We start from the raw sequence: 20,875 nt of genomic DNA, 5'->3' as shown, positions 1-20,875 counted from the left end.
ATGGAATGCGGGCTTATTGGCCCGCACATTTTACTTTTACTAAGGATGGCTGGTGTATTTATGCCATTAGATGCTTTTTTAACGCTTGCTATTTTTGCCTGCACCATATTAGGTTTAGTGGTTTTACAAACTAAACCGGTTATTATTTTTGGTGGTACACTCCTGTCTTTAATTGCCTTTAGCTTGGTTTCTAAAGAGCAATTTCTTGGAAGTATTTCTAACCCTGGACTAGTAACGCTCATTTTGTTGGTTATTTGTTCTTTGGGAATAGAAAAAACACGATTATTAAGGTTATTAGCAGCTAAAATCATTGTTAGAAGCTATCGTTCTACGTGGTTTCGACTGTTTAGTGTAACGACCTTTTTTTCCTCTATTTTGAATAATACTGCCGTTGTTGCGACGTTACTTTCACCTATTAGAAATAACCCTCATCACTATGCTAGTAAGCTATTATTGCCATTATCATACGCCTCTATTTTTGGTGGTACTTTAACGTTAATAGGTACGTCTACAAACTTAATCGTAAACTCTATGTTTATGGAGTCAACAGGGGAGTCTTTATCTTTTTTCTCGTTTACTGCCATTGGCATGATCTTGGTTGTTTGTTGCGGCACCGTGTTATTTTTTTGTCAGCGATTTTTACCCGATATTGAACAAAGTAAAGCATCTTCAGAAGGGTATTTTATAGATGCAAAAGTAGCTCAAGGTTCAGAGCTTGTAGGTAAAACCGTTGAAGGGAATGGTTTAAGGCATTTAGAGTCGCTGTTTCTTGTTGAAATTGTGCGTAATAAACATTTAATTAGCCCTGTTTCACCGTCCGAAGTTATCCAACCGGGAGACCGGCTTATATTCTGTGGCGATATTAATAAAGTTCTTCAACTGAGTCAGTTCTCTGGATTGGAGATTTTTGCTGAAAAAAACGGTTCTCTACACAGTAATTTAACAGAAGTTGTTGTTAGGCAAGAAAGTATTATTGTAGGGAAAACATTAAAAACAACGGGATTTAGGGCTTTATTTGATGCCGCAGTTGTTGCTATTAGGCGTGATGGCGAGCAAGTTTCAGGAAAACTTGGAGATGTTGAGATCCGTTCTGGTGATTTTTTAGTTTTAGCGGTGGGTGATGACTATAAAACCAGAACGAATATTAATAAAAACTTTTTAGTTGTGTCAGGAGTTGAACCCGAAAGCCGAATAAATGGATGGCGTGCATGGCTGGCTGTAGGTGGGTTTATCACGACGATTGCATGCGCTGCTTTAGGCGTTGTGGATTTATTAGAAGGCTTGGTGTTATTGTTAGGCGGTTTGCTATTCGCTGGGTGTTTAACAACCAATGAAATTATTCGCCGATTTCCGATAGATATTTGGCTTATTGTTTCTTCAGCGATTCTGCTTTCAGCTGCATTGGTTAACTCCGGAGTCGTAATGATGTTGGGTAACTTTTTTAATCAGTTTAACGATCCAAGCTACATTTATTTATCGCTTATTTTGGTGTACGTGGCCACTTGGTTAATGACTGAGTTTGTTACTAATAATGCCGCCGCTGCACTGATGTTTCCGATAAGCTATACCATCGCGACGGGGTTTGGTGTTGATGTGCTTCCTTTTGTCATGGTTGTTGCTTTTGCAGCCAGTGGTAGCTTTATAAGTCCTTATGGTTATCAAACAAATTTAATGGTATTTAACGCGGGTAACTATAAAGTGAATGACTTTATTAAAGTGGGGCTTCCTGTGAGTATTGTTTATGCCGTCATCGTGCTGAGCTTTGTGCCGGTATTTTTTCCGTTTTAAAAACGTAACTTAATTATCTAACTTATTGAAAAGCGAATTTAACTTATCGCTAAATATCATATTTGGAACAATAATGACTGAAAACATAGTATGGCACGCACAAACTGTATCGCGTGAACAAAAAGAAAAGCACAAAGGGCATAAGCCCGTTTTACTTTGGTATACAGGTTTAAGTGGTTCTGGTAAATCAACAATTGCAAATGCCGTTGAAGCAAAGTTATTTGAGTTGGGTTGTCATACCTATTTGCTTGATGGCGACAATGTCAGAATGGGTTTAAATAAAGGGCTAACTTTTAGTGATGAAGACCGCGTTGAAAATATTAGGCGTATCAGCGAGGTTGCCAAACTATTTGTTGATGCAGGGCTAATTGTGTCTACAGCTTTTATATCCCCTTTCGCAAATGATCGTCAGTTAGCACGAAGCATTATGACACAAGGTGAGTTTATTGAAGTGTTTATCGATACACCTATCGCAATATGTGAAAGCCGCGATCCTAAAGGATTATATAAAAAAGCAAGGGCCGGAGAGATTCCTAATTTTACAGGAGTTAGCTCAGCGTTTGATATTCCTGAGTCTGCAGAAATACATGTGCAAACGGCTGATCAAAGCATTGAGCAAAGTGCAGAGCAAATAGTTAAATATTTACTAGACAAAAACATAGTGAAGTTATAGTTATTAGATATAATAACCTTTAGCTGTAAATAAAATGATATGTTTGAGAGATTATGAAATACGATATTTTTAATGGTGATGCAGATGGCATAATTGCGTTGCTTCAACTTCAATTAGCCAACCCTACTGATACAGTAAAAATAACGGGTGTCAAAAGAGATATTAATCTTTTACAAAAGATAACTCCAAAACAAGGTGATTGCATTCGTGTACTTGATATCTCAATGGAAAAAAACATGGCTGCGTTGCACGATGCACTAGGTGTCGGGGCACGAGTCATGTATGTAGATCACCATAAAGCAGGTACAATTCCTAATCATACAAATTTATTTGCACATATCGATCTTGATCCAGATATGTGTACTAGTTTAATTGTGAGTAATTTAATAGATAAAAAGTATCATTTATGGGCAATTACAGCGGCTTATGGTGATAACTTATTTGCAAAAGCGGATCGTGAAGCCGACGTATTAGGGCTCTCTGAAACTGAAAAATCGCAACTTAAAGCGTTTGGTACATATATTAATTATAATGGTTATGGTAGTGAAATTGCCGACCTTCACTTTGCTCCAGAAGCACTCTATGAAAAGCTACTAAGCTATCAATCGCCATTAGATGCAATTGCTGATAAAGGGTCTCCTTTTTATACTCTACAAAGTGCGTATTTAGCGGATATGGATCAAGCCGCTAATGCACAAGTGCTACATGATTGTGACGTTGCGAAAGTAATTCTACTTGAAGATGCAGCATGGGCACGCAGAGTCAGCGGAGTACTAGGAAATGACCTCGCAAATCAATCACCCAATAAGGCCCATGCAGTTGTCACCTATAATAATAAAGGCAGTTACACGATCAGTGTGAGAGCGCCTTTAAATAACAAATTTGGAGCCGTAGATGTATGTAGTCAATTTCCAACTGGTGGTGGTAGAGCAGCAGCTGCTGGCATTAATGAGTTACCTAAATTATCATTAGCGAGCTTGATTTTAGCACTTATCACTTATTATCGATGAGTTTTATGGAATTGCATATGTCAGGTTTAAATGGAGATAAGTCCAAACGTATGTAGATTTGAAATTTATAATCACTTATCTATATGCTCGTTAATATTCTTTGAACTTGAAGGAATTACTAACTTTTCAAACATGAAATAAACTTTTACATTAACAATTAAATAACATTAAAGGATTTACATGAAAATAGCAGTGGTTGGTACTGGCTATGTAGGCCTATCTAACGCTATGTTACTTGCGCAACATAATAAAGTTGTTGCGCTTGATATAGATGAGCAAAAAGTTACTCTTTTAAAAAGTAAGCAGTCTCCTATTGTAGATGTTGAAATTAGTGATTTTTTACAAAATAAACAGCTTAATTTTACCGCTACAACTAACAAAGAGTCAGCATTAGTTGGCGCTGATTTTGTAATTATAGCAACTCCTACAGATTACGACCCAGAAACAAACTATTTTAATACCAATAGTGTTGAGTCGGTTATTAAAGATGTAATAAAAATAAACCCTACGGCCACTATGGTGATTAAATCGACAGTGCCAGTAGGTTACACTCAATCGGTTAAAGAAAAGTTTGGCACTGACAATATCATATTTTCGCCAGAGTTTTTACGTGAAGGTAAAGCGTTGCATGATAATTTGTATCCATCTCGTATTATTGTAGGTGAGCAAAGTGAGCGTGCGCAAACGTTTGCCAATTTGCTTGCTCAAGGTGCAATAAAGCAAGATATTGAGATTTTGTTTACTGACTCAACCGAAGCTGAGGCCATTAAGTTATTCTCTAATACTTACTTGGCGATGCGCGTAGCCTATTTTAATGAGCTTGATAGCTACGCTGAAAGCCATGGCTTAAATGCAAAGCAAATAATACAAGGTGTTAGTTTAGACCCACGTATTGGCAATCATTATAATAATCCATCATTTGGTTATGGAGGTTATTGCTTACCTAAAGATACCAAGCAATTATTAGCTAACTATAAAGATGTACCTAATAATATGATTGGCGCAATAGTTGATGCTAATACTACTCGTAAAGACTTTATTGCTGATTCAATTATTAATCGCAACCCTAAAGTAGTGGGTGTATACCGTTTAGTGATGAAAACAGGATCTGATAATTTTAGAGCGTCGGCTATTCAGGGGATTATGAAGCGCATAAAAGCGAAAGGCATTGAAGTGGTTATTTATGAACCTGCGTTACAAGACGATGCATTTTTTAACTCTCGCGTAATGAAAGATCTTAATGAATTTAAACAGCTTGCTGATGTGATTGTATCAAACCGTATGGCTGAAGAGCTTAATGATGTTGCTGATAAAGTATATACACGCGATTTATTTGGTAGCGATTAGAGGCAAAGGTATTAGGTTCTAGGGAAGTGACTAGGTGCTAGGTGTCTAGTTTTTGTGGGAACAGGCTTCAGCCGTGATTGTTTTTTAGTTATGTGCTCCAAACCAATCGGCGCTAAAGCGCTCTCCTACGATAGTAAAGGTGCTAGGATTTAGATGTATTTTTAGCCTCGTGGCCCGTAGCTGTCATTGTGTCATATTTTATAATTTGTAGAACCTAGAACCTAGAACCTAGAACCTAGAACCTAGAACCTAGAACCTAGAACCTAGAACCTAAAATTTAAAAGGATTAACATGAAGTACTTAGTAACCGGTGCCGCTGGTTTTATTGGCGCAGCAACTTGCTTAAAACTATTAGCAGCAAACCATACTGTTGTGGGTATCGACAACCTAAATGACTATTATGATGTAAATTTAAAATTGGCTCGCTTAAATCAGTTTAAAGACCATCCTGAATTTACCTTTATTAAAATGGATATCGCTGAACGTCCAGCAATGACTGAGCTTTTTGCAAGTGAGCAATTTGATCGTGTTATCCATTTGGCTGCACAAGCGGGCGTACGTTACTCAATTGAGAACCCTGATGCTTACGCTGATTCTAATCTTGTAGGTCATTTAAATGTACTAGAGGGCTGCCGCCATAATAAAGTACAGCATTTAGTGTATGCCTCTTCAAGTTCTGTGTATGGTTTAAATGAAAAAACACCATTTGAAACAACGGATAGTGTTGATCACCCAGTATCATTTTATGCGGCAACTAAAAAAGCGAATGAATTAATGGCGCACAGCTATTCTCATTTATATAACTTACCAACAACTGGCTTACGCTTTTTTACTGTTTATGGCCCGTGGGGTCGCCCAGATATGGCACCGTATATTTTCACTAAAAAAATACTGGCTGGGGATACAATTGATATAAATAATAATGGCGATATGTGGCGTGATTTTACTTACATAGACGATATAGTTGAAGGTGTAGTACGTGCTGCTGAAGTAGTGCCTGAGCGTAATGATTCATGGAAAGTTGAAACAGGCTCACCAGCATCAAGCTCAGCGCCATTTAAAGTTTATAATATTGGCCATGGTAGCCCGATTAATTTAATGGAATTTATTTCGTCGATTGAGTCTGCTTTGAGCATAGAGGCTAAAAAGAACTTCCGTGAAATGCAAGCTGGTGATGTGTACAAAACCTATGCTGATACCCAAGATTTATTTAAAGCGACTGGATATACACCCGAAGTAGGGGTTGAACAGGGCGTGAAAGCACTAATTGAGTGGTATAAAGAGTTTTATAATAAATAAAAGCGCTTAGTAAAAAATATAAGTTGAATGGTTATAGGTTTAAGTATTATTAGGCCTGAGATGATAGTAAATTGTTTTTATTTACTTTTATTGGGTAAATAGTTTTCTAATTTGATTAGAACCTAGAACCTAGAACCTAGAACCTAGAACCTAGAACCTAGAACCTAGAACTCATTCACTTTCTATAAATCTTCATACTGATAATTTAAACTTAAATTGAATTAATAAAAACTTGAATAAAGGACTAATAATGAAAGCAGTAATCCCTGTAGCAGGACTTGGTACGCGCATGCTACCAATGACCAAAGCAATTCCAAAAGAAATGCTTCCACTGGTGGATAAACCACTTATTCAATATATCGTTAATGAATGTGTTGCTGCAGGCATTAAAGAAATCGTATTAGTGACGCACAACTCAAAAAATGCTATTGAAAACCATTTTGATACTAGTTACGAGCTAGAAGCAACACTTGAAAAGCGTGTTAAACGCACCTTACTTGAGGAAGTGCGCTCAATTTGCCCGGTTGATGTAACTATTATGAGCGTTCGCCAAGGCGAAGCTAAAGGGTTAGGCCATGCGATATTATGTGCTAAACCAATCGTTGGTGATGACGACTTTGTGGTTGTATTGCCTGATGTAATTTTAGATGCATACACAGCTGACCAAAAAACTGAAAATTTAGCGGCAATGATCAAACGTTTTAACGACGTTAAAGCAAGCCAAATTATGCTTGAGCCGGTTGCACAGCAAGATGTGAGCAAATATGGTATTGCTGATATTGATGGTGCTGTAATTGGTGCGGGCGAAAGTGCAAAAATCAAAACCATGGTTGAAAAGCCAAACACTGAAGATGCACCTTCAAACTTAGCGGTTGTTGGTCGCTATGTGCTATCTAAAGCTATTTGGCAATTACTGGCTAAAACCCCTGTGGGTGCAGGTGGTGAGGTTCAACTTACCGATGCTATTGATATGCTAATGGAAAAAGAAACGGTTGAGGCGTTTCACATGAGCGGGAGCTCTCACGATTGTGGTGATAAGCTAGGTTATTTAAAAGCGATTGTTGAATACAGCATGCGTGATGAAAACTTAGGAACTGACTTTACAAATTTTGTGTCTGAGTTGGTTAAGCCAAAAGAAAAGAGTCACTTAAAAGCGGTGTAAGTTTAGCTTTGACGCGGCTGTATGCCGCGTTGATTTTAAGTGATTTATTCACAAAGAGGTTAAGAGACGCTGCGCTGATGAGGTTAAAGGTTTTAGGGAAGCGAACGTTGCTAGGTTCTAGGTGTATTCATAGCCCGTGGCTTACCTCCCTTTGTGCAAGTAGATCTTTTAAAGTGATATATTCACAAAGAGGTAAAGAGACGCTGCGCTTATGAGGGATAGAAAAGGTTCTAGGGAAGTGACTAGGAGCTAGGTGTATCGGAGTTTTTCAAGTTAGTTGTCGCATCAAGTTAAATTTTATGCCGCCCGCACTTCTTCTTTTTTCTCTGGATTCAAATTTACTTCATTGATCATTGTCCAATTTCGAGACTTTCCTGACCAACGACTTGGATTCTGTAATTTCGCTATTTCATTAACCCGATGACGTTCCGCTAGGATCGCTTTATCTAAACCTAAATGACGCTGATTTGGCGTGACAAACTTAATACCGCTATGTAAATGTTCATCGTTGTACCAATCTACAAATCCGTTAACCCATTTCCTTGCGCTCGCGATATCTTCGAAGGCTTTTTCAGGGTATTCTGGGCGATACTTTAATGTTTTAAATAATGACTCAGAATACGGATTATCGTTACTCACAGAGGGTCGGCTAAATGAAGGCACAATCCCTAACTCCTGCAATGTCGCTAATAACGTTGCTCCTTTCATCGGACTGCCATTATCAGAGTGCAACGTGACTTGCTCAGGTTTTACCTGCTCTCGCCTGCAAATATCTACCATTAAATCAGCCGCCAGTGTGCTTAGTTGTGTGTCATGAACCTGCCAACCAACTATTTTTCGGCTATAAATATCCATCACTAAATATAAGTATAAAAACTGACCTTTAACTGCTGTCGGCAAATACGTGATATCCCATGTATAAATTTCGTTTGCACGTGTTGCCTTGAGCGCTTTTGGCTTTTTTATCTTTTTATTTGGTTTTACTTTTTCTCTGTGTGTTAGTAAGTTATGTGATTTCATAACGCGATAAAACGAACTTTCTGATGCTATCCACACACCTTTATCCAATAGTTTAGGGACTATCTTGCAGGGTGGTAAATGCCCGTACTCTATTGAATTAACCGTCTTAATTATACGCTGTTGCTCTAATTCAGTTAACTTATTAGGTGGTCGTTTTATCGTACTTGTCCGCTTATCTATCATATCTTCAGCTTCAATCCAGCGTTGGATTGTTCTTGTCGTTAAACCAAGTAACTCACATGCTTTTGCTTGCCTTGCTCCTGATTTCTGCGCGTCTGTAATGAGCTTTATCAATTCATGACGTTCAGCTGAGCTGGTTAATCGTCCTCGTTGAAACCCCAAAGCGCATCTGCTTTTTTTTTGAGTACAAGTAAAGCGGCTGTTTCTGCTAATGCTTTATCTTTACGATTAAGCTCTTTTTGAAGCTGCTTAATTTCTTGTTTGAGCTGCTTGCTGTCTGATTTTACAGGCTTCGTTGCTGGCCCTTTAGCAAAATCTTGCTTCCACTGTTGAATATGATGCGGGTAAAGTCCTTTGGCACGACAATATTCATTAAGAGCTGCTTCATCTAAACTCGCACATTCAATAATGGCGTTGAGCCTGTCTTCTAAGCTCCAGTCATGAGGGCGTTTTTCTGTTGTCATGTGACTACCGTTATTTTTAGTTTCAAGTTCATGGTTTTTAGCAAATGCTATCCATCGCTGTAGCGTTGAATAGCCGACGCCTAAATCATCAGCAATATCTTCTAGACGAACATCATCACATTGAGATAATGCTTTTTCAACAGCTTGAACTTTAAATTCTTGAGTAAATCGACGTCTCATTTTATCTGCCTCTATTAAAAGTTAGAGGCGACAACTATCCTGACACAGGGGGGAAGTGACTAGGAGCTAGGTGTATTCATAGCCCATGGCTTTCCTCATTTTGTTCTCATTCACTTCTCTTGTGCAAATTTTATTTATACTTTGTTGAAGCCCTAAGCCTTTTAACGAATCGTTGATATTTTAAATATCGGCACTTAAGCGTGCAGAACGGCTTCCATACATCTAATTGTTCAAAGTTCATAGCAGTTCCTCTTCTGCAATCTAATATCTAAAGCCTATTCCCCAATTTCAACTTCAACCTCTTTCCCTAAAACCTCACGATACTTTTGAGCTAATACCTGCTTTGCATTATCATCACCATGTACAAGTTTTATATGCCTTGGTTTTTTACGCATGCCGGTTACAAATTTTACTAATCCATTTTGGTCAGCATGGGCGCTATAGCCGCTGATGGTGTGAATTTGCGCCTTGATATGTACCTTTTCATTATTTATAAATACATAGCCGCCGCGAGGACCGTATTTTTGAATATCTCGTCCTAATGTACCTCTGCCTTGATAGCCAACAAAAATAACATCGGTGGTTTTATCTGGTAAAAAATTTTCAAGATAATTAACGATTCTACCACCTTGGCACATGCCGCTTGCTGCAAGTATGATTGCGGGTTTTTTTCGTTGGCTTAAATAATTGATCACTGCCATATGTTCTTTATGGCTGTTGATCGTGTGTAAGCTTTCAAAGTTAAGTGGATGGCGGCCTTTTGCTAAACGTTTTTTGGCCTCGGAATCCCACAGGTTTTTAAATTGACGGTATTGAACGGTAAAATTTGCAGCCATAGGAGAGTCAACAATGACTTCTATGGTTCGCCAAGGTGATTGCTTACTTGAGTTATGAATTAGCTGCTCGAGCTCATACAATAACTCTTGTGTTCTGCCAATGCTAAATGCAGGGATAAGCACGATACCGTTGTCAGCGACTGCTGTTTCAATTACTTTTTTGAGTGTTTTTGTGCGCTGTTTACGGCCTTGATGATTTTTATCGCCATAGGTTGATTCGATCACTAAAGTATCAGCTTTGTAGGGCGGTTTTGGAGCTGGTAATAATGGTGTGTATGGGGCGCCTAAATCACCAGAAAATACCACTCGGTGTTTATCGGCTGTGTCAATTTCCACATAGGCAGAGCCTAAAATGTGCCCAGCTCGTTGTAGGCGGGCTTTGAGCGGGGCTTGATCATTAGTAGGTAATTCAAACCAGCTATTAAACTCTACGGCAACTATCCGCTTATTAAGTAGATTTAAGCATGTGTTAATAATATTTTCGTCGCGGGTTACGCCCACTTTTAGTGCATCTTCAATAACTAAGGGTAACAAACTTGCAGATGCGATAGAGGTATAAATAGGCCCAGTAAAACCAGCCGCGAATAAGTATGGAATACGGCCAACATGGTCAATATGGCAGTGGGTCACAATGAGTGCCGTTATATTTGATACGTCAAACTGTATAGATAAATCAATACCTGCATCTTCCCCTTGAAATAGTCCACAATCGATTAATATTGAAGTATTTTTAGATGCCATAAGCTCGTGGCAAGAACCTGTTACGCCGTTTACTGCTCCGTGGTGCTTTATTTGCATAGTTAACTCCTTTTAGCTGCAAATGAAAAGTGTAGCAGTAAAAGGGAACTATTAAATTATGAATTGCCTTTCTGACCAATAAAGCTACTTTGCGCTTACTATTTAAGCAGTTAGCTTGTTGATTGTTAAAATAAAGCTTTTTGCTAGTGACAAGCCAGTAAAAACTTTTTATACTGCAATCCGCTTTAATCGCTTAGGTGGTTAAACGCTTCAAAAAATTTAGTTATGTATAATCATACTAATATATAGAATGGCCCCTTAGCTCAGTTGGTTAGAGCACACGACTCATAATCGTTAGGTCCGCAGTTCAAGTCTGCGAGGGGCCACCATTTTAAAGTTTTCGACTTCCAAATAAATCACCGTACCCAAGTCTCTGCGTTACTTCTGAAGTACTCAATTAATTTAACCTTTATCCTATGAAATTCGTAATCACCCCTTTGTGTGTTGTAATTTATCTTGTAGGAACAGGCTTCAGCCGTGATTGTGTTTGAGGTTCGGGGGGGCAAACCTCATCGGCGCTAAAGCGCTTTTCTACAGGTTTGGAGTGTGATTTTTGGGTGTTTATTTAAAGAAATCGTCGTCGTTTTTGGCGAGCATTTCTTCAATATCTTCAATCATATCTTGGCTTAGGTCTTCGGCAGATGTAATTGGTGCTGAGATCTTGTTATTCTCAAATGACCATTCACCTAAATCAATTAATTGACAGCGTTTTGAACAAAATGGGCGGTGAGGGCTTTGCTCAGACCATTCAACTTTGGTTTTACAAGTAGGGCAGTTTACAACTGTTGGCATAATATATTCTCATGAATAAAGCATTGAGGCTTATTTTACAAAGAGAAGTGGATGAGTGTAAATGATAAGAGATAAATAAAAGTAAATGTTTTGAATTGCGGGCTACGGAGGTAAATACTTATTTGCACAAAGAGAAGTGAATGAGGGTAAATGAGAAAACAAAAATATATATTTTACCCCTAACTCCTAGTGTCTTCTTTGTACCTACACTCTTAAGCGCAGCGTCTCATAACCTCTTTGTGAATAAATAACTTAAAACCTATTTGCACAAAGAGAAGTGAATGAGAGAAAATGAGAATACATAGTTACTCAATTTGTTTCAAACACTTAAATTAAGCCGCTTTACTCCATCAATAAGCTTTGTTGTATTAAAGTTAATCAATAGGCCAGCATCGATTTTTGACAACTTCATATACGTCAAAATTTGCGCTGAATGAACTGGTAATAACTTATCAACTGACTTTAACTCGATTATTAATTTGCCGGGTATTAACAAATCCAATCTATAACCTGCTTCGATCTCAAGCCCTTTATAGTGAATTGGTAGTGAAACTTGTGCTTCAACAATAAGGCCACTTTGTTCCAGCTCATACAAAAGGCAAGACTCATAACTAGACTCTAATAAGCCCGGGCCTAATTGTTTATGCACTTCAATTGCGCATCCAATAACTTTTTGCGTGAGGTGATCAGTATCCATACTTATCCTAAAACAATAAATGCTCTCTTCAGCGCAGCGCCTCATAACCTCTTTGTGAATATATCACTTTAATAGATTTACATGCTTAAAGGTAAGTGAGTTGCGGGCTATGAAACACCTTTCGCCTAGTACCTTTACTATCGTAGGAGGGTGCTTTAGCGCCGATTAGCTTTAAAAAATACCCCAAACCACAAACAATCACGGCTAAATCCTGTTCCCACAAGAGCCAAACACCTAGCACCTTTAACCTATCCCTTAAAAGCTTGTCACTCGGTTTATTTCAGCAAGTGATGTTACTCCATCAGCTGCTTTTTTGAGGCCGGATAAACGTAAATTATTAAACCCTGATTTTAACGACACTTCTGCAATTTCTAGGGAGTTACCGCCACGCATAATGATTTGTGCGATTTCAGGCGTGATTTGCATGACTTCGTATATACCAACGCGCCCTTTATAGCCTTCGGTGCAGCTATCACACCCTTTAGGTGCAAATAAAGTTAACTCAATTATTTGCTGCTCGCTAAACCCTTGGCGCTTAAGCTCTTCAGCTGGGAGTGTTTCGAGGGTTTTACATTTAGGGCATAAACGACGGGCTAGGCGCTGTGCGATAATTAACGTTATTGAGCTTGCTACGTTATACGCAGGTACACCCATATTTAATAAGCGGGTTAGGGTTTCTGGTGCTGAGTTGGTATGTAATGTAGACATAACCAAGTGACCTGTTTGCGCCGCTTTAATTGATATCTCGGCGGTTTCTAAGTCACGGATCTCACCGACCATGACTACATCGGGATCTTGACGTAAGAATGCCTTAAGTGCATTGGCAAAGGTCATATCTGCTTTTGGGTTTATTTGTACTTGGTTAATCCCTTCAAGGTTGATCTCAACCGGATCCTCGGCGGTACTAATATTACGTTCAGGCTGATTAAGAATATTTAAGCCCGTATAAAGTGATACTGTTTTACCAGAGCCGGTAGGCCCGGTAACTAAAATCATCCCCTGTGGTTGCTCTAGGGCATCCATATAGAGCTTTTTCTGCTCGGGTTCGTAACCTAGTACATCAATGCCGAGCATGGCACTTGATGAATCTAGGATACGCATTACGATTTTCTCTCCCCATAAAGTCGGCAGGGTGCTTACACGAAAATCGATGCTTTTACGCTCGGTAATTTTTAGTTTTATGCGGCCATCTTGTGGTTTACGTTTTTCAGCGATATCTAAGCGCGCCATTACTTTAATACGTGCTGACAACCGCGTAGCTAAGCTATTAGGTGGGCTTGCCATTTCGTGCAAAATACCATCAATACGAAAACGTACACGGTATTTATGTTCATACGGTTCAAAGTGTAAATCTGATGCGCCTTTTTTTATGGCGTCCATTAAAATTTTATTAATGTAGACAATGATCGGTGCGTCGTCTTTTTCGTCTTCGCTTGTGTTTTTTTGATCTTTAGAGCTGTCAGTATCTAAATCGGCAAACTCTTTGAACTCGTCATCACTTAAGTTCAAACTGCCAGACGCATCGAGTAATTGCTCAATTTTATTATCTAGTTGTTGATAATCAGCAACAACGACTTCGCAAGAAAGCCCTGTACTAAACTCAAAGTTTTCAAAGGCACCATAGTCTGTAGGATCAGAGGCGGCGATATAAAGTTTTCGGCCTTTTTTAACTAAAGGTAGAATATGGTGTTGCCTGATGAGTTTTTCTTTAACTAGTTCTTTAGGGATTAACTCAACATTAAAATCACGTAAGTCAAAATAAGGCACACGAAATAAATCAATACATTGCTCAGCTAGCTCGTGACCGTTAATTCCACTGCACTTAGCGATAAGCTCAGCGGTAGAGCTAAATTCACGTTGTTTTAATTTAACTGTTTCGGCGTCAACACGACCAAGAGTGATAAATTTTCGTAATAATGGTGAATTAATGTTCATTGCGCACCCGGTAAGATCCTTTCATGTTAGCAATTTATCAGAAAAAAGAATGGTATAACATTAGTCTTGTTGATTTAGCTTAATTTGCAAATAAAAAGATGAAAAGTTTTTGATTTTCTCATCATTTAGCGTTTACTTTTGCTTGTTTAGCTAAGGCTAAATAACGATAGTGCAATTGTTGTAGCTCAGTTTCTACAAGGGTCAAACAGCGGTTATTATCAATAATATCATCTGCTTTTTTTAGCTTATCTTGACGCGACATTTGTGCTGCAATAATACTTTTAGTTTGCTGCTCTGTTACACCGTCGCGCTTTGTAGTGCGGGCAAGCTGCACTTCTTCTGGTACATCTACTACAAGTGTACGCTGACAGTATTGATCTAGCTTGTTTTCAAACAATAATGGGGCAACTAATATAACGTATTCGCTGGTGGCATTAGCTAAATCGGTGAGTAGTTTTTCTCGAATCAAAGGATGGAGTAAATTATTCAGCCAGGTTTTTTGTTCGTTATGTGCAAAAATAATTTCGCGTAGGTGACTGCGATTTAAAGAGCCATCAGGGTTTAAAACATCAGTACCAAAGTGTGCTGTTATAGCATTTAAACCTTCACTTTGTGGCGCTACGACTTGGCGAGCAACTATATCGGCATCAACAACCGTTATATTGAGCTTTTCAAACATTTCACTTACGGCGCTTTTGCCTGAACCAATACCGCCCGTTAATCCTAACACCCAGTTATTAATTTTGTTTTTTTGGGCCATATTAGTAACCTAAAGAATTAAAATATAGGCTTTGAATTTGCTCACCCCAAAGTAAGGTAGCCCATCCGGCGATGGCTAAGTAGGGGCCAAAAGGTATAGGTGTCGCTTTATCTTTGCCTTGAATGCTCAATAGCGCGATGCCAATCACTGCACCTACTACGCTTGAAAGCAAAACAATAGTTAACAGCGCCTGCCAACCAAGTAGGGCACCAAATACGGCGAGTAATTTAAAATCGCCATAACCCATACCTTCTTTACCGGTTACCAGTTTAAACAACCAAAATATGCTCCATAAGCTTAAATAACCACATGCGGCACCGATTATTGCATCAGTAGGTGTGATCTCCGTTACTCCAAATACAGAGGCAATTAAAGCAAGCCAAACTAGAGGTAGAGTGAGTTGATCTGGTAGTAGCATGTGATCAATATCTATAAAAGTCAGAGCAATCAACGCCCAGGTTACAAAGACGTAAAGCAAGGCGATATCTGTTGCGCCAAAAGTGGCGGCGACAATTAGACTCAATATAGCTGTGAGCATTTCAACAATGGGGTAACGAATTGATATCGGGGTGTTACAACTTGCGCAGCGGCCTTTTAATAAGAGCCAACTAATAACAGGGATATTCTGCCAAGGCTTGATGGCTGTTTTACACTTAGGGCAAGTGGAGTTGGGTTTAATAAGGTTAAAAACCTCAGCTTTTGACTTTGCTTGCTCAGTTGGTTTTAGCTCATCAGCAAGCAATAATCGGCACTCACTATGCCATTCACGTTTCATCATTTCAGGTATGCGATAAATCACCACATTTAAAAAACTACCTACACATAGGCTAACAAGGCCTATGGTTAATAAGTAAAACCATAGTTGGTTTTGCATTACTGTAATTATATCAAGAAAAAAATCGTGCATTACATACCTAAAAAATGAAGTTAAAAAGCATTTTCACAAAGATAACTGAAAGAGGAAAGCTTCGGGTAAAGAGCTATGAATACAAGCTATTTATCATCGTAGGAGAGTGCTTTAGCGCCGATTGGTTTAATACATATCTCAACCCCAAACAATCACGGCTAAAGCCTGTTCCTACAAAGCCAAGGCACCTAGCACCTTCCAACTCTTTGTGAATAAATATATTACAGCGATTATATGACCGAGCCAAGTTGGAATATTGGTAAATACATGGCGATAATCAAACCACCAACGAGTACACCAAGTACCGCCATAATCAGAGGTTCTAACAGGCTTGATAAACCGTCTACTGCATCATCCACTTCTTGCTCATAAATAGTGGCTACTTTTGCAAGCATTCCATCAAGTGAGCCAGACTCTTCACCTATAGCGACCATTTGTACTACCATATCGGGGAATATTTTTGAATTACGCATCGCCCAGTTCATTTGGTTACCAGAGCTAACCTCTGCTTTAATATCTAATATCGCATAGCGGTAAACCGCATTACCTGAGGCACCAGCCGCAGAATCAAGCGCGTCAACTAGTGGTACACCGGCAGCAAACGTGGTCGATAAAGTTCGGGCATAACGTGCAACCGCAGCTTTGTTTAAAATCATGCCAATTACCGGTAGTTTTAATATCGCTCTATCGTTTGCGTCCCGTAGTTTTTTACTTTTAAGCAGAGCCTCTTTATAGGCATAACCAAAGCCGACAATTGCAATCAGCATCATCCACCAATATTCTTGCATAAATTCTGATATAGCGATAACCATTAGAGTGAATGCGGGTAGCTCTGCGCCAAAGCCAGCAAAAATATCTTGGAATTGCGGTACTACAAAAATCAGTAGGATAGAGGTAACGATTAAGGCGACTACTAAAACTGCGATAGGATAAAACATGGCCTTTTTAATTTTTGACTTTAATGCTTCTGACTTTTCTTTATAAAGCGCAACACGGTCAAATATTTTATCCAGCGCACCTGATTGCTCGCCAGAGGCAACTAAATCACAATATAAATCATCAAAATAACGAGGGTGCTTACGAAGAGCGTTTGATAACGTACCACCAGCTTTTACTTCATCACCAATGGTTTCCATAAGCTTAGCTACGCTTTTATTAGTCGAGCCGGTACCTATCATCTCAATCGCTTGGATGAGTGGCACACCTGCCATCAACATGGTGGCAATTTGCCGAGTAACGAGCGCTATGTCTTTGGGCGTAATTTTTTGCATTCGCGTGCCAAACAAAGGTTTGGCTTTGCGTTTAACTTTTGAAGGGGTAATACCTTGCTTTCGGAGCTGGGCCTTTACTAACGCAATACTAGCACCAGTCATTTCGCCTTCAAGACGTTTACCTCGAGCACTTACGCCGATCCACTCGAAGGTATCAAGTCCTTTTTTATCTGGTTGTTTTGCCATTACCTTTCCAAGTTTTGTTCAGAAATCAATTTATATTTATACTCTATATTAGCTAGGTTTAGCCTCTTAAACAATTGATTGGTTGAACTTTAGCTGATTTAATAGCAACTAAATTAATAACTAATATTTAATTAGGTAACGTGGAAAATGAGCGACGTATATATTAGAAAAATTAAATGGTCAGGTTTGCATTTTTTACTTGGATTATGTTTTTTATCTGTTGTTGGTTTTTATGTTTATTCTCAATGGTTTTATGCAGGCAGGCACTATTTAAATGACTTAATTGGGCTTGCAGGGATTATTTTATCAATTGATTTAATCCTAGGGCCAATGCTTTGTTTTTGGTTATTATCGCCACAAAAAACAAGAAAAGAAAATATCATTAATTTATTGCTGATTGTTTTTTTGCAATTAAGCTCTTTGGGTTATGGAGTTAAGCAAATTGATAGTCAGCGCTTAGCTTATATTGTGAAATGGCAAGCATCTTATTTTGCAATATCAAAAAGTGATGCGAGAGGTGAATATATACCTGAAGGTTTCTATTTATTTAACGAGCCAGCTGTTGGCGCTAAAAAACGGCCATTGTACGACAGGTTGATTAATCAATCGATTCCACCAATAGAAATGACTGAGTTTTTTGAATTAACAGATTTTGAAACGGAGTGCAAAACTATGTGCGGGGTAATTACAAAAAAAGGAGTTGTAAATGTAACTAAAGAAGGCGATTCGCTAGTGTTTAACAAGTCCCTTCACTAATGCATGTACTTGCGGAAGATAGTTCCCATTGGATTTGATTTGCATTTATACTCGCAACCATAATGTAAGTATCGCCAGCGCCTGATAATGAAGCCTCACTGCTTGCCGTTGAGGTTAATTTATAACTACCCGCTGTGTTAGAAATATCAATGTTAGCAATACGCTTTGGGGCGAGCAAATCCGATTTGCTAGCACCGATCTTACTGAATGTGTCACAATTATTAAGCGTTTCTTTAGTATAAAAACAAACTTCAACAGCGCGCTGCAGGGCATTAGTTGCAAGGATTACTTCGGTGAATTTAGCGCGTTTATAGTGATTGTTATAGGCAGGAAGAGCTAATGATAACAAAACCCCCATTATGGCGATGGTAATCATTAGCTCGATTAATGAGAATCCAAATGTTTTTCTCATTACTTCAACAATCTATTAGCAAAGACCTGCAGCAATACATGTGCTAGTACTGTCTTCAGCCCAAGTCAAAGTACCTAAAGTTGTAGCTGCGCCACCACCCGTTCCAGCAACACTAGCAACTGTTGGTGTTAGAATGTATGTTGCGCCGTCTACTGTCGTAGCGCCAGTACCAGTGATTTTTGCTGATGTAGTTGCAACTGCTACGCTTGCAACGTGAGTACCTGCAGCTGCGCCAGCTTCATTTAAACCAATTTCAGCAGCAGAGTCACAATTAGTTAAAACACCAGCTCCACGAGTTTGGAAGCATACGTCTACTAAACCTTTAGCTGAAGATGCCGCAAGTACAACTTCAGAAAAACGTGCTTTTTTAGTGTAAGTTTGGTACTGCGGTAATGCGATAGCAGCAAGAATACCGATGATTGCGATAACAATCATTAATTCGATTAGGGTAAAACCCTTTTGACTTTGTTGTGTCATTTTTTCCATGTTCCTCTCCTAAAGGATAGTATTGTTTGTAAGCTAACCAGTTTATTAGTGATGGTTTGTGCCTTAGCTAATATAACTTGCTTATCTTACGGTTTTTTTAAAATCGTTCTATCTAATCTAAGTGTACCTAACCTTTGTGAAGGAAAAAGTAGGCTATTAGAATTACTTTAGCACTAAAATTACGTTTTGAAAGCTAATTTAACAGCATTTAGCGCCATTTTATGAACTTTCCTAGCGTAAAAAACACAATTTAAGTTGTCGCTACTTTTAACCTAATTGAAAGCAAACAAATGTAAAAAACAAAAAATAATTATTTAGGATTAGTGCTTTTAGGCTTTTTTAGTTCTCTTGGCTTATCTTAACATCATTTTTTATTAAATGGGGCTCTAAAATTAACACCTTGTAACAAAATAAGCCTTTTGGCTTATTTAATGCTTTTTTGTACAAATTGTCAACGGATTAGGTAAATATTAAATTTGGAACTTTAAGAATAATTACTCAAATCGCATTGATAAGTCGATTGATTGTAAATTTTTTGTAAGTGCCCCGCTTGAAATAAAGTCTACCCCAGCTTGTGAGTAGGTTTTAAGGGTTTCTATGGTCATATTGCCCGACACCTCTAGTTTTGCCCGCTTATCGGTTAATTCGACTGCCTGTTTTATCTGCTCTGGAGTAAAGTTGTCTAGCATTATAATATCCGCACCGGCAACGATGGCTTGATCTAGCTCATTAAGTGATTCAACTTCTACTTCAACCGGTTTACTTGGGTGATTAAGCTTGGCTTGCGCAACCGCTTTATCAATACCACCACAGGCTGCTATGTGGTTTTCTTTTATTAAAAACGCATCAAACAACCCAATACGATGATTTGCCCCGCCACCACATTTTACTGCGTATTTTTGTAATGCACGTAAACCAGGAATTGTTTTACGGGTATCGAGTAATTGCGTTGTTGTGCCTGCAAGCTCTTTTACATAATGCGCAGTGGTTGTTGCTGTGCCTGATAGAGTTTGCACAAAGTTAAGTGCTGTACGCTCTGCTGTTAAAATAGCCCGTGCAGAACCCGTTGCAGTAAATAATGTATCGTTTGCTTTAACGCTATCACCATCATTTACTAGCACATTAACTAAAACGCTAGGATCTACTTGGTTGAATACTTCTAAAATAATGTCTTTGCCACAAAATACACAGTCTTCACGGGTAATTACTTTTGCGTTGGCTTGTTGTGTTTGCGGAATTAAGGCTGCGGTTATATCGCCTTGTTCTGCATTTTGGTGATCAAGGTCTTCATCAAGGGCGAGTTTAACTAGCTGGCTTAAAAGGCTGTGCGGAATTGACATTATAAAAGCTCATTATAATTAGGAAATTGGTAAAATTTTACTATGTTTGAAACTGAAAGTGAATGAGAACAAATAAATGCTTAGGGTGGGAGCTACGGGGTTAGGGTAAGGGAGTTAAATACTTATTTGCACAAAGAGAAGTGAATGAGGGTAAATGAGAATACATAACCCATATATATTTTCCTCTTAAGCGCAGCGCCTCATGTTGTGATTCAATGAAACCGGACACTAATTTAGGTGGTATTATTACCACTCAAACAGAGGTGTTCTATGACAAAACAACGTCGCTCTTTTTCTCAAGAGTTTAAATTTAATTCAGCAAAATTAGTTCTTGATGATGGATACTCATTTCCAGAAGCTGCTCGCTCACTAGAAGTCGGTGAAACAGCTCTTCGTCGTTGGGTTAAGCAATTGCAAGAAGAGCGTGGTGGCACAACACCAAACTCTAAAGCACTTACTCCTGAGCAGCTTAGAATTCAGGAGCTTGAAGCTAAAGTTAATCGGCTTGAAAGAGAAAAAACAATTTTAAAAAAGGCTACCGCTCTCTTAATGTCAGACGAGATGAACAATATTCGT

At 38.7% G+C, this 20,875-nt stretch carries 19 protein-coding genes and 1 tRNA gene; 9 read left to right on the top strand and 11 right to left on the bottom strand.

Annotated features, from left to right (window positions below; genetic code table 11):
• Positions 1–60: 60 nt before the first annotated feature.
• The 6 genes from AAEU30_RS10285 to galU all read left to right on the top strand — a co-directional run bounded on the left by AAEU30_RS10285 (position 61) and on the right by galU (position 7,279).
• On the top strand, positions 61–1,788 hold the full coding sequence (locus AAEU30_RS10285; RefSeq protein ID WP_421960428.1) for an SLC13 family permease: 1,728 nt from the start codon (positions 61–63) through the stop codon (positions 1,786–1,788).
• 73 nt (positions 1,789–1,861) lie between these two features.
• Positions 1,862–2,461, top strand: coding sequence for an adenylyl-sulfate kinase (gene cysC, locus AAEU30_RS10280; protein WP_421960427.1), 600 nt, complete (start codon positions 1,862–1,864; stop codon positions 2,459–2,461).
• 53 nt (positions 2,462–2,514) lie between these two features.
• Positions 2,515–3,471 (top strand): DHH family phosphoesterase, encoded by a 957-nt coding sequence (locus AAEU30_RS10275; protein WP_421960426.1) that lies wholly within the window; start codon positions 2,515–2,517, stop codon positions 3,469–3,471.
• A gap of 180 nt (positions 3,472–3,651) precedes the next feature.
• A complete protein-coding gene (locus tag AAEU30_RS10270) occupies positions 3,652–4,818 on the top strand; it encodes a nucleotide sugar dehydrogenase (protein ID WP_421960425.1) in 1,167 nt (388 codons plus the stop codon).
• Between the two features lie 291 nt (positions 4,819–5,109).
• On the top strand, positions 5,110–6,117 hold the full coding sequence (locus AAEU30_RS10265) for an NAD-dependent epimerase (protein ID WP_421960424.1): 1,008 nt from the start codon (positions 5,110–5,112) through the stop codon (positions 6,115–6,117).
• A gap of 250 nt (positions 6,118–6,367) precedes the next feature.
• Complete coding sequence (gene galU, locus AAEU30_RS10260; RefSeq protein ID WP_421960423.1) at positions 6,368–7,279, top strand: UTP--glucose-1-phosphate uridylyltransferase GalU; 912 nt, start codon at positions 6,368–6,370, stop codon at positions 7,277–7,279.
• Positions 7,280–7,576: 297 nt separating this feature from the next.
• On the opposite strand, the gene AAEU30_RS10255 is transcribed toward galU, so the two are convergent.
• A protein-coding gene (locus tag AAEU30_RS10255) for an IS3 family transposase (RefSeq protein WP_421960421.1) occupies positions 7,577–9,123 on the bottom strand; the annotation gives its coding sequence in 2 pieces (ribosomal slippage) (positions 7,577–8,664 and positions 8,664–9,123; 1,548 coding nt in all).
• Positions 9,124–9,398: 275 nt separating this feature from the next.
• Positions 9,399–10,757: an MBL fold metallo-hydrolase RNA specificity domain-containing protein gene (locus tag AAEU30_RS10250; RefSeq protein ID WP_421960420.1), complete on the bottom strand. Its 1,359-nt coding sequence runs from the start codon at positions 10,755–10,757 to the stop codon at positions 9,399–9,401.
• Positions 10,758–11,009: 252 nt separating this feature from the next.
• On the opposite strand from AAEU30_RS10250, the gene AAEU30_RS10245 reads away from it, so the two are divergent.
• Positions 11,010–11,086: transfer RNA gene (locus tag AAEU30_RS10245), tRNA-Ile, on the top strand.
• Positions 11,087–11,318: 232 nt separating this feature from the next.
• On the opposite strand, the gene yacG is transcribed toward AAEU30_RS10245, so the two are convergent.
• From yacG to AAEU30_RS10215, 6 genes are all read right to left on the bottom strand, one after another.
• Entirely contained in the window at positions 11,319–11,549 is a 231-nt protein-coding gene (yacG, locus tag AAEU30_RS10240; protein WP_087534398.1) for a DNA gyrase inhibitor YacG, read from the bottom strand.
• Positions 11,550–11,868: 319 nt separating this feature from the next.
• A complete protein-coding gene (locus AAEU30_RS10235; protein ID WP_421960419.1) occupies positions 11,869–12,246 on the bottom strand; it encodes a GxxExxY protein in 378 nt (125 codons plus the stop codon).
• Positions 12,247–12,501: 255 nt separating this feature from the next.
• Positions 12,502–14,181, bottom strand: a complete 1,680-nt coding sequence (pilB, locus tag AAEU30_RS10230; protein ID WP_421960418.1) for a type IV-A pilus assembly ATPase PilB — start codon at positions 14,179–14,181, stop codon at positions 12,502–12,504.
• Between the two features lie 121 nt (positions 14,182–14,302).
• Positions 14,303–14,941: a dephospho-CoA kinase gene (gene coaE, locus AAEU30_RS10225; protein ID WP_421960417.1), complete on the bottom strand. Its 639-nt coding sequence runs from the start codon at positions 14,939–14,941 to the stop codon at positions 14,303–14,305.
• A 1-nt stretch (position 14,942) separates the two neighbouring features.
• A complete protein-coding gene (locus AAEU30_RS10220; RefSeq protein ID WP_421960416.1) occupies positions 14,943–15,848 on the bottom strand; it encodes a prepilin peptidase in 906 nt (301 codons plus the stop codon).
• A gap of 230 nt (positions 15,849–16,078) precedes the next feature.
• The gene (locus tag AAEU30_RS10215) at positions 16,079–17,305 is read right to left on the bottom strand and encodes a type II secretion system F family protein (RefSeq protein WP_421960415.1); all 1,227 of its coding nucleotides are present in this window, start codon (positions 17,303–17,305) and stop codon (positions 16,079–16,081) included.
• A gap of 147 nt (positions 17,306–17,452) precedes the next feature.
• Here AAEU30_RS10215 and AAEU30_RS10210 point away from each other — a divergent pair, with 147 nt between their 5' ends.
• Complete coding sequence (locus AAEU30_RS10210; RefSeq protein ID WP_421960414.1) at positions 17,453–18,061, top strand: fimbrial assembly protein; 609 nt, start codon at positions 17,453–17,455, stop codon at positions 18,059–18,061.
• Here the strand turns inward: AAEU30_RS10210 and AAEU30_RS10205 are convergent.
• The 3 genes from AAEU30_RS10205 to nadC all read right to left on the bottom strand — a co-directional run bounded on the left by AAEU30_RS10205 (position 18,042) and on the right by nadC (position 20,299).
• Positions 18,042–18,473, bottom strand: a complete 432-nt coding sequence (locus AAEU30_RS10205; protein WP_421960413.1) for a pilin — start codon at positions 18,471–18,473, stop codon at positions 18,042–18,044. The two genes, AAEU30_RS10210 and AAEU30_RS10205, sit on opposite strands and share 20 nt — an antisense overlap.
• Positions 18,474–18,488: 15 nt before the next feature.
• Positions 18,489–18,959, bottom strand: a complete 471-nt coding sequence (locus AAEU30_RS10200) for a pilin (protein ID WP_421960412.1) — start codon at positions 18,957–18,959, stop codon at positions 18,489–18,491.
• 494 nt (positions 18,960–19,453) lie between these two features.
• Positions 19,454–20,299 (bottom strand): carboxylating nicotinate-nucleotide diphosphorylase, encoded by an 846-nt coding sequence (nadC, locus tag AAEU30_RS10195; RefSeq protein ID WP_290211306.1) that lies wholly within the window; start codon positions 20,297–20,299, stop codon positions 19,454–19,456.
• A gap of 270 nt (positions 20,300–20,569) precedes the next feature.
• Here nadC and AAEU30_RS10190 point away from each other — a divergent pair.
• Positions 20,570–20,875 (top strand): transposase (locus AAEU30_RS10190; RefSeq protein ID WP_086996763.1); only part of this gene is annotated, 306 nt, incomplete at its 3' end.

The organism is Pseudoalteromonas mucoides (genome assembly GCF_049257175.1).
In the GTDB taxonomy this organism is placed as follows: Bacteria; Pseudomonadota; Gammaproteobacteria; order Enterobacterales; family Alteromonadaceae; genus Pseudoalteromonas.
The sequence above is the reverse complement of the archived record's forward strand: the minus strand, read 5'-3'. Positions and strand labels throughout refer to the sequence as shown.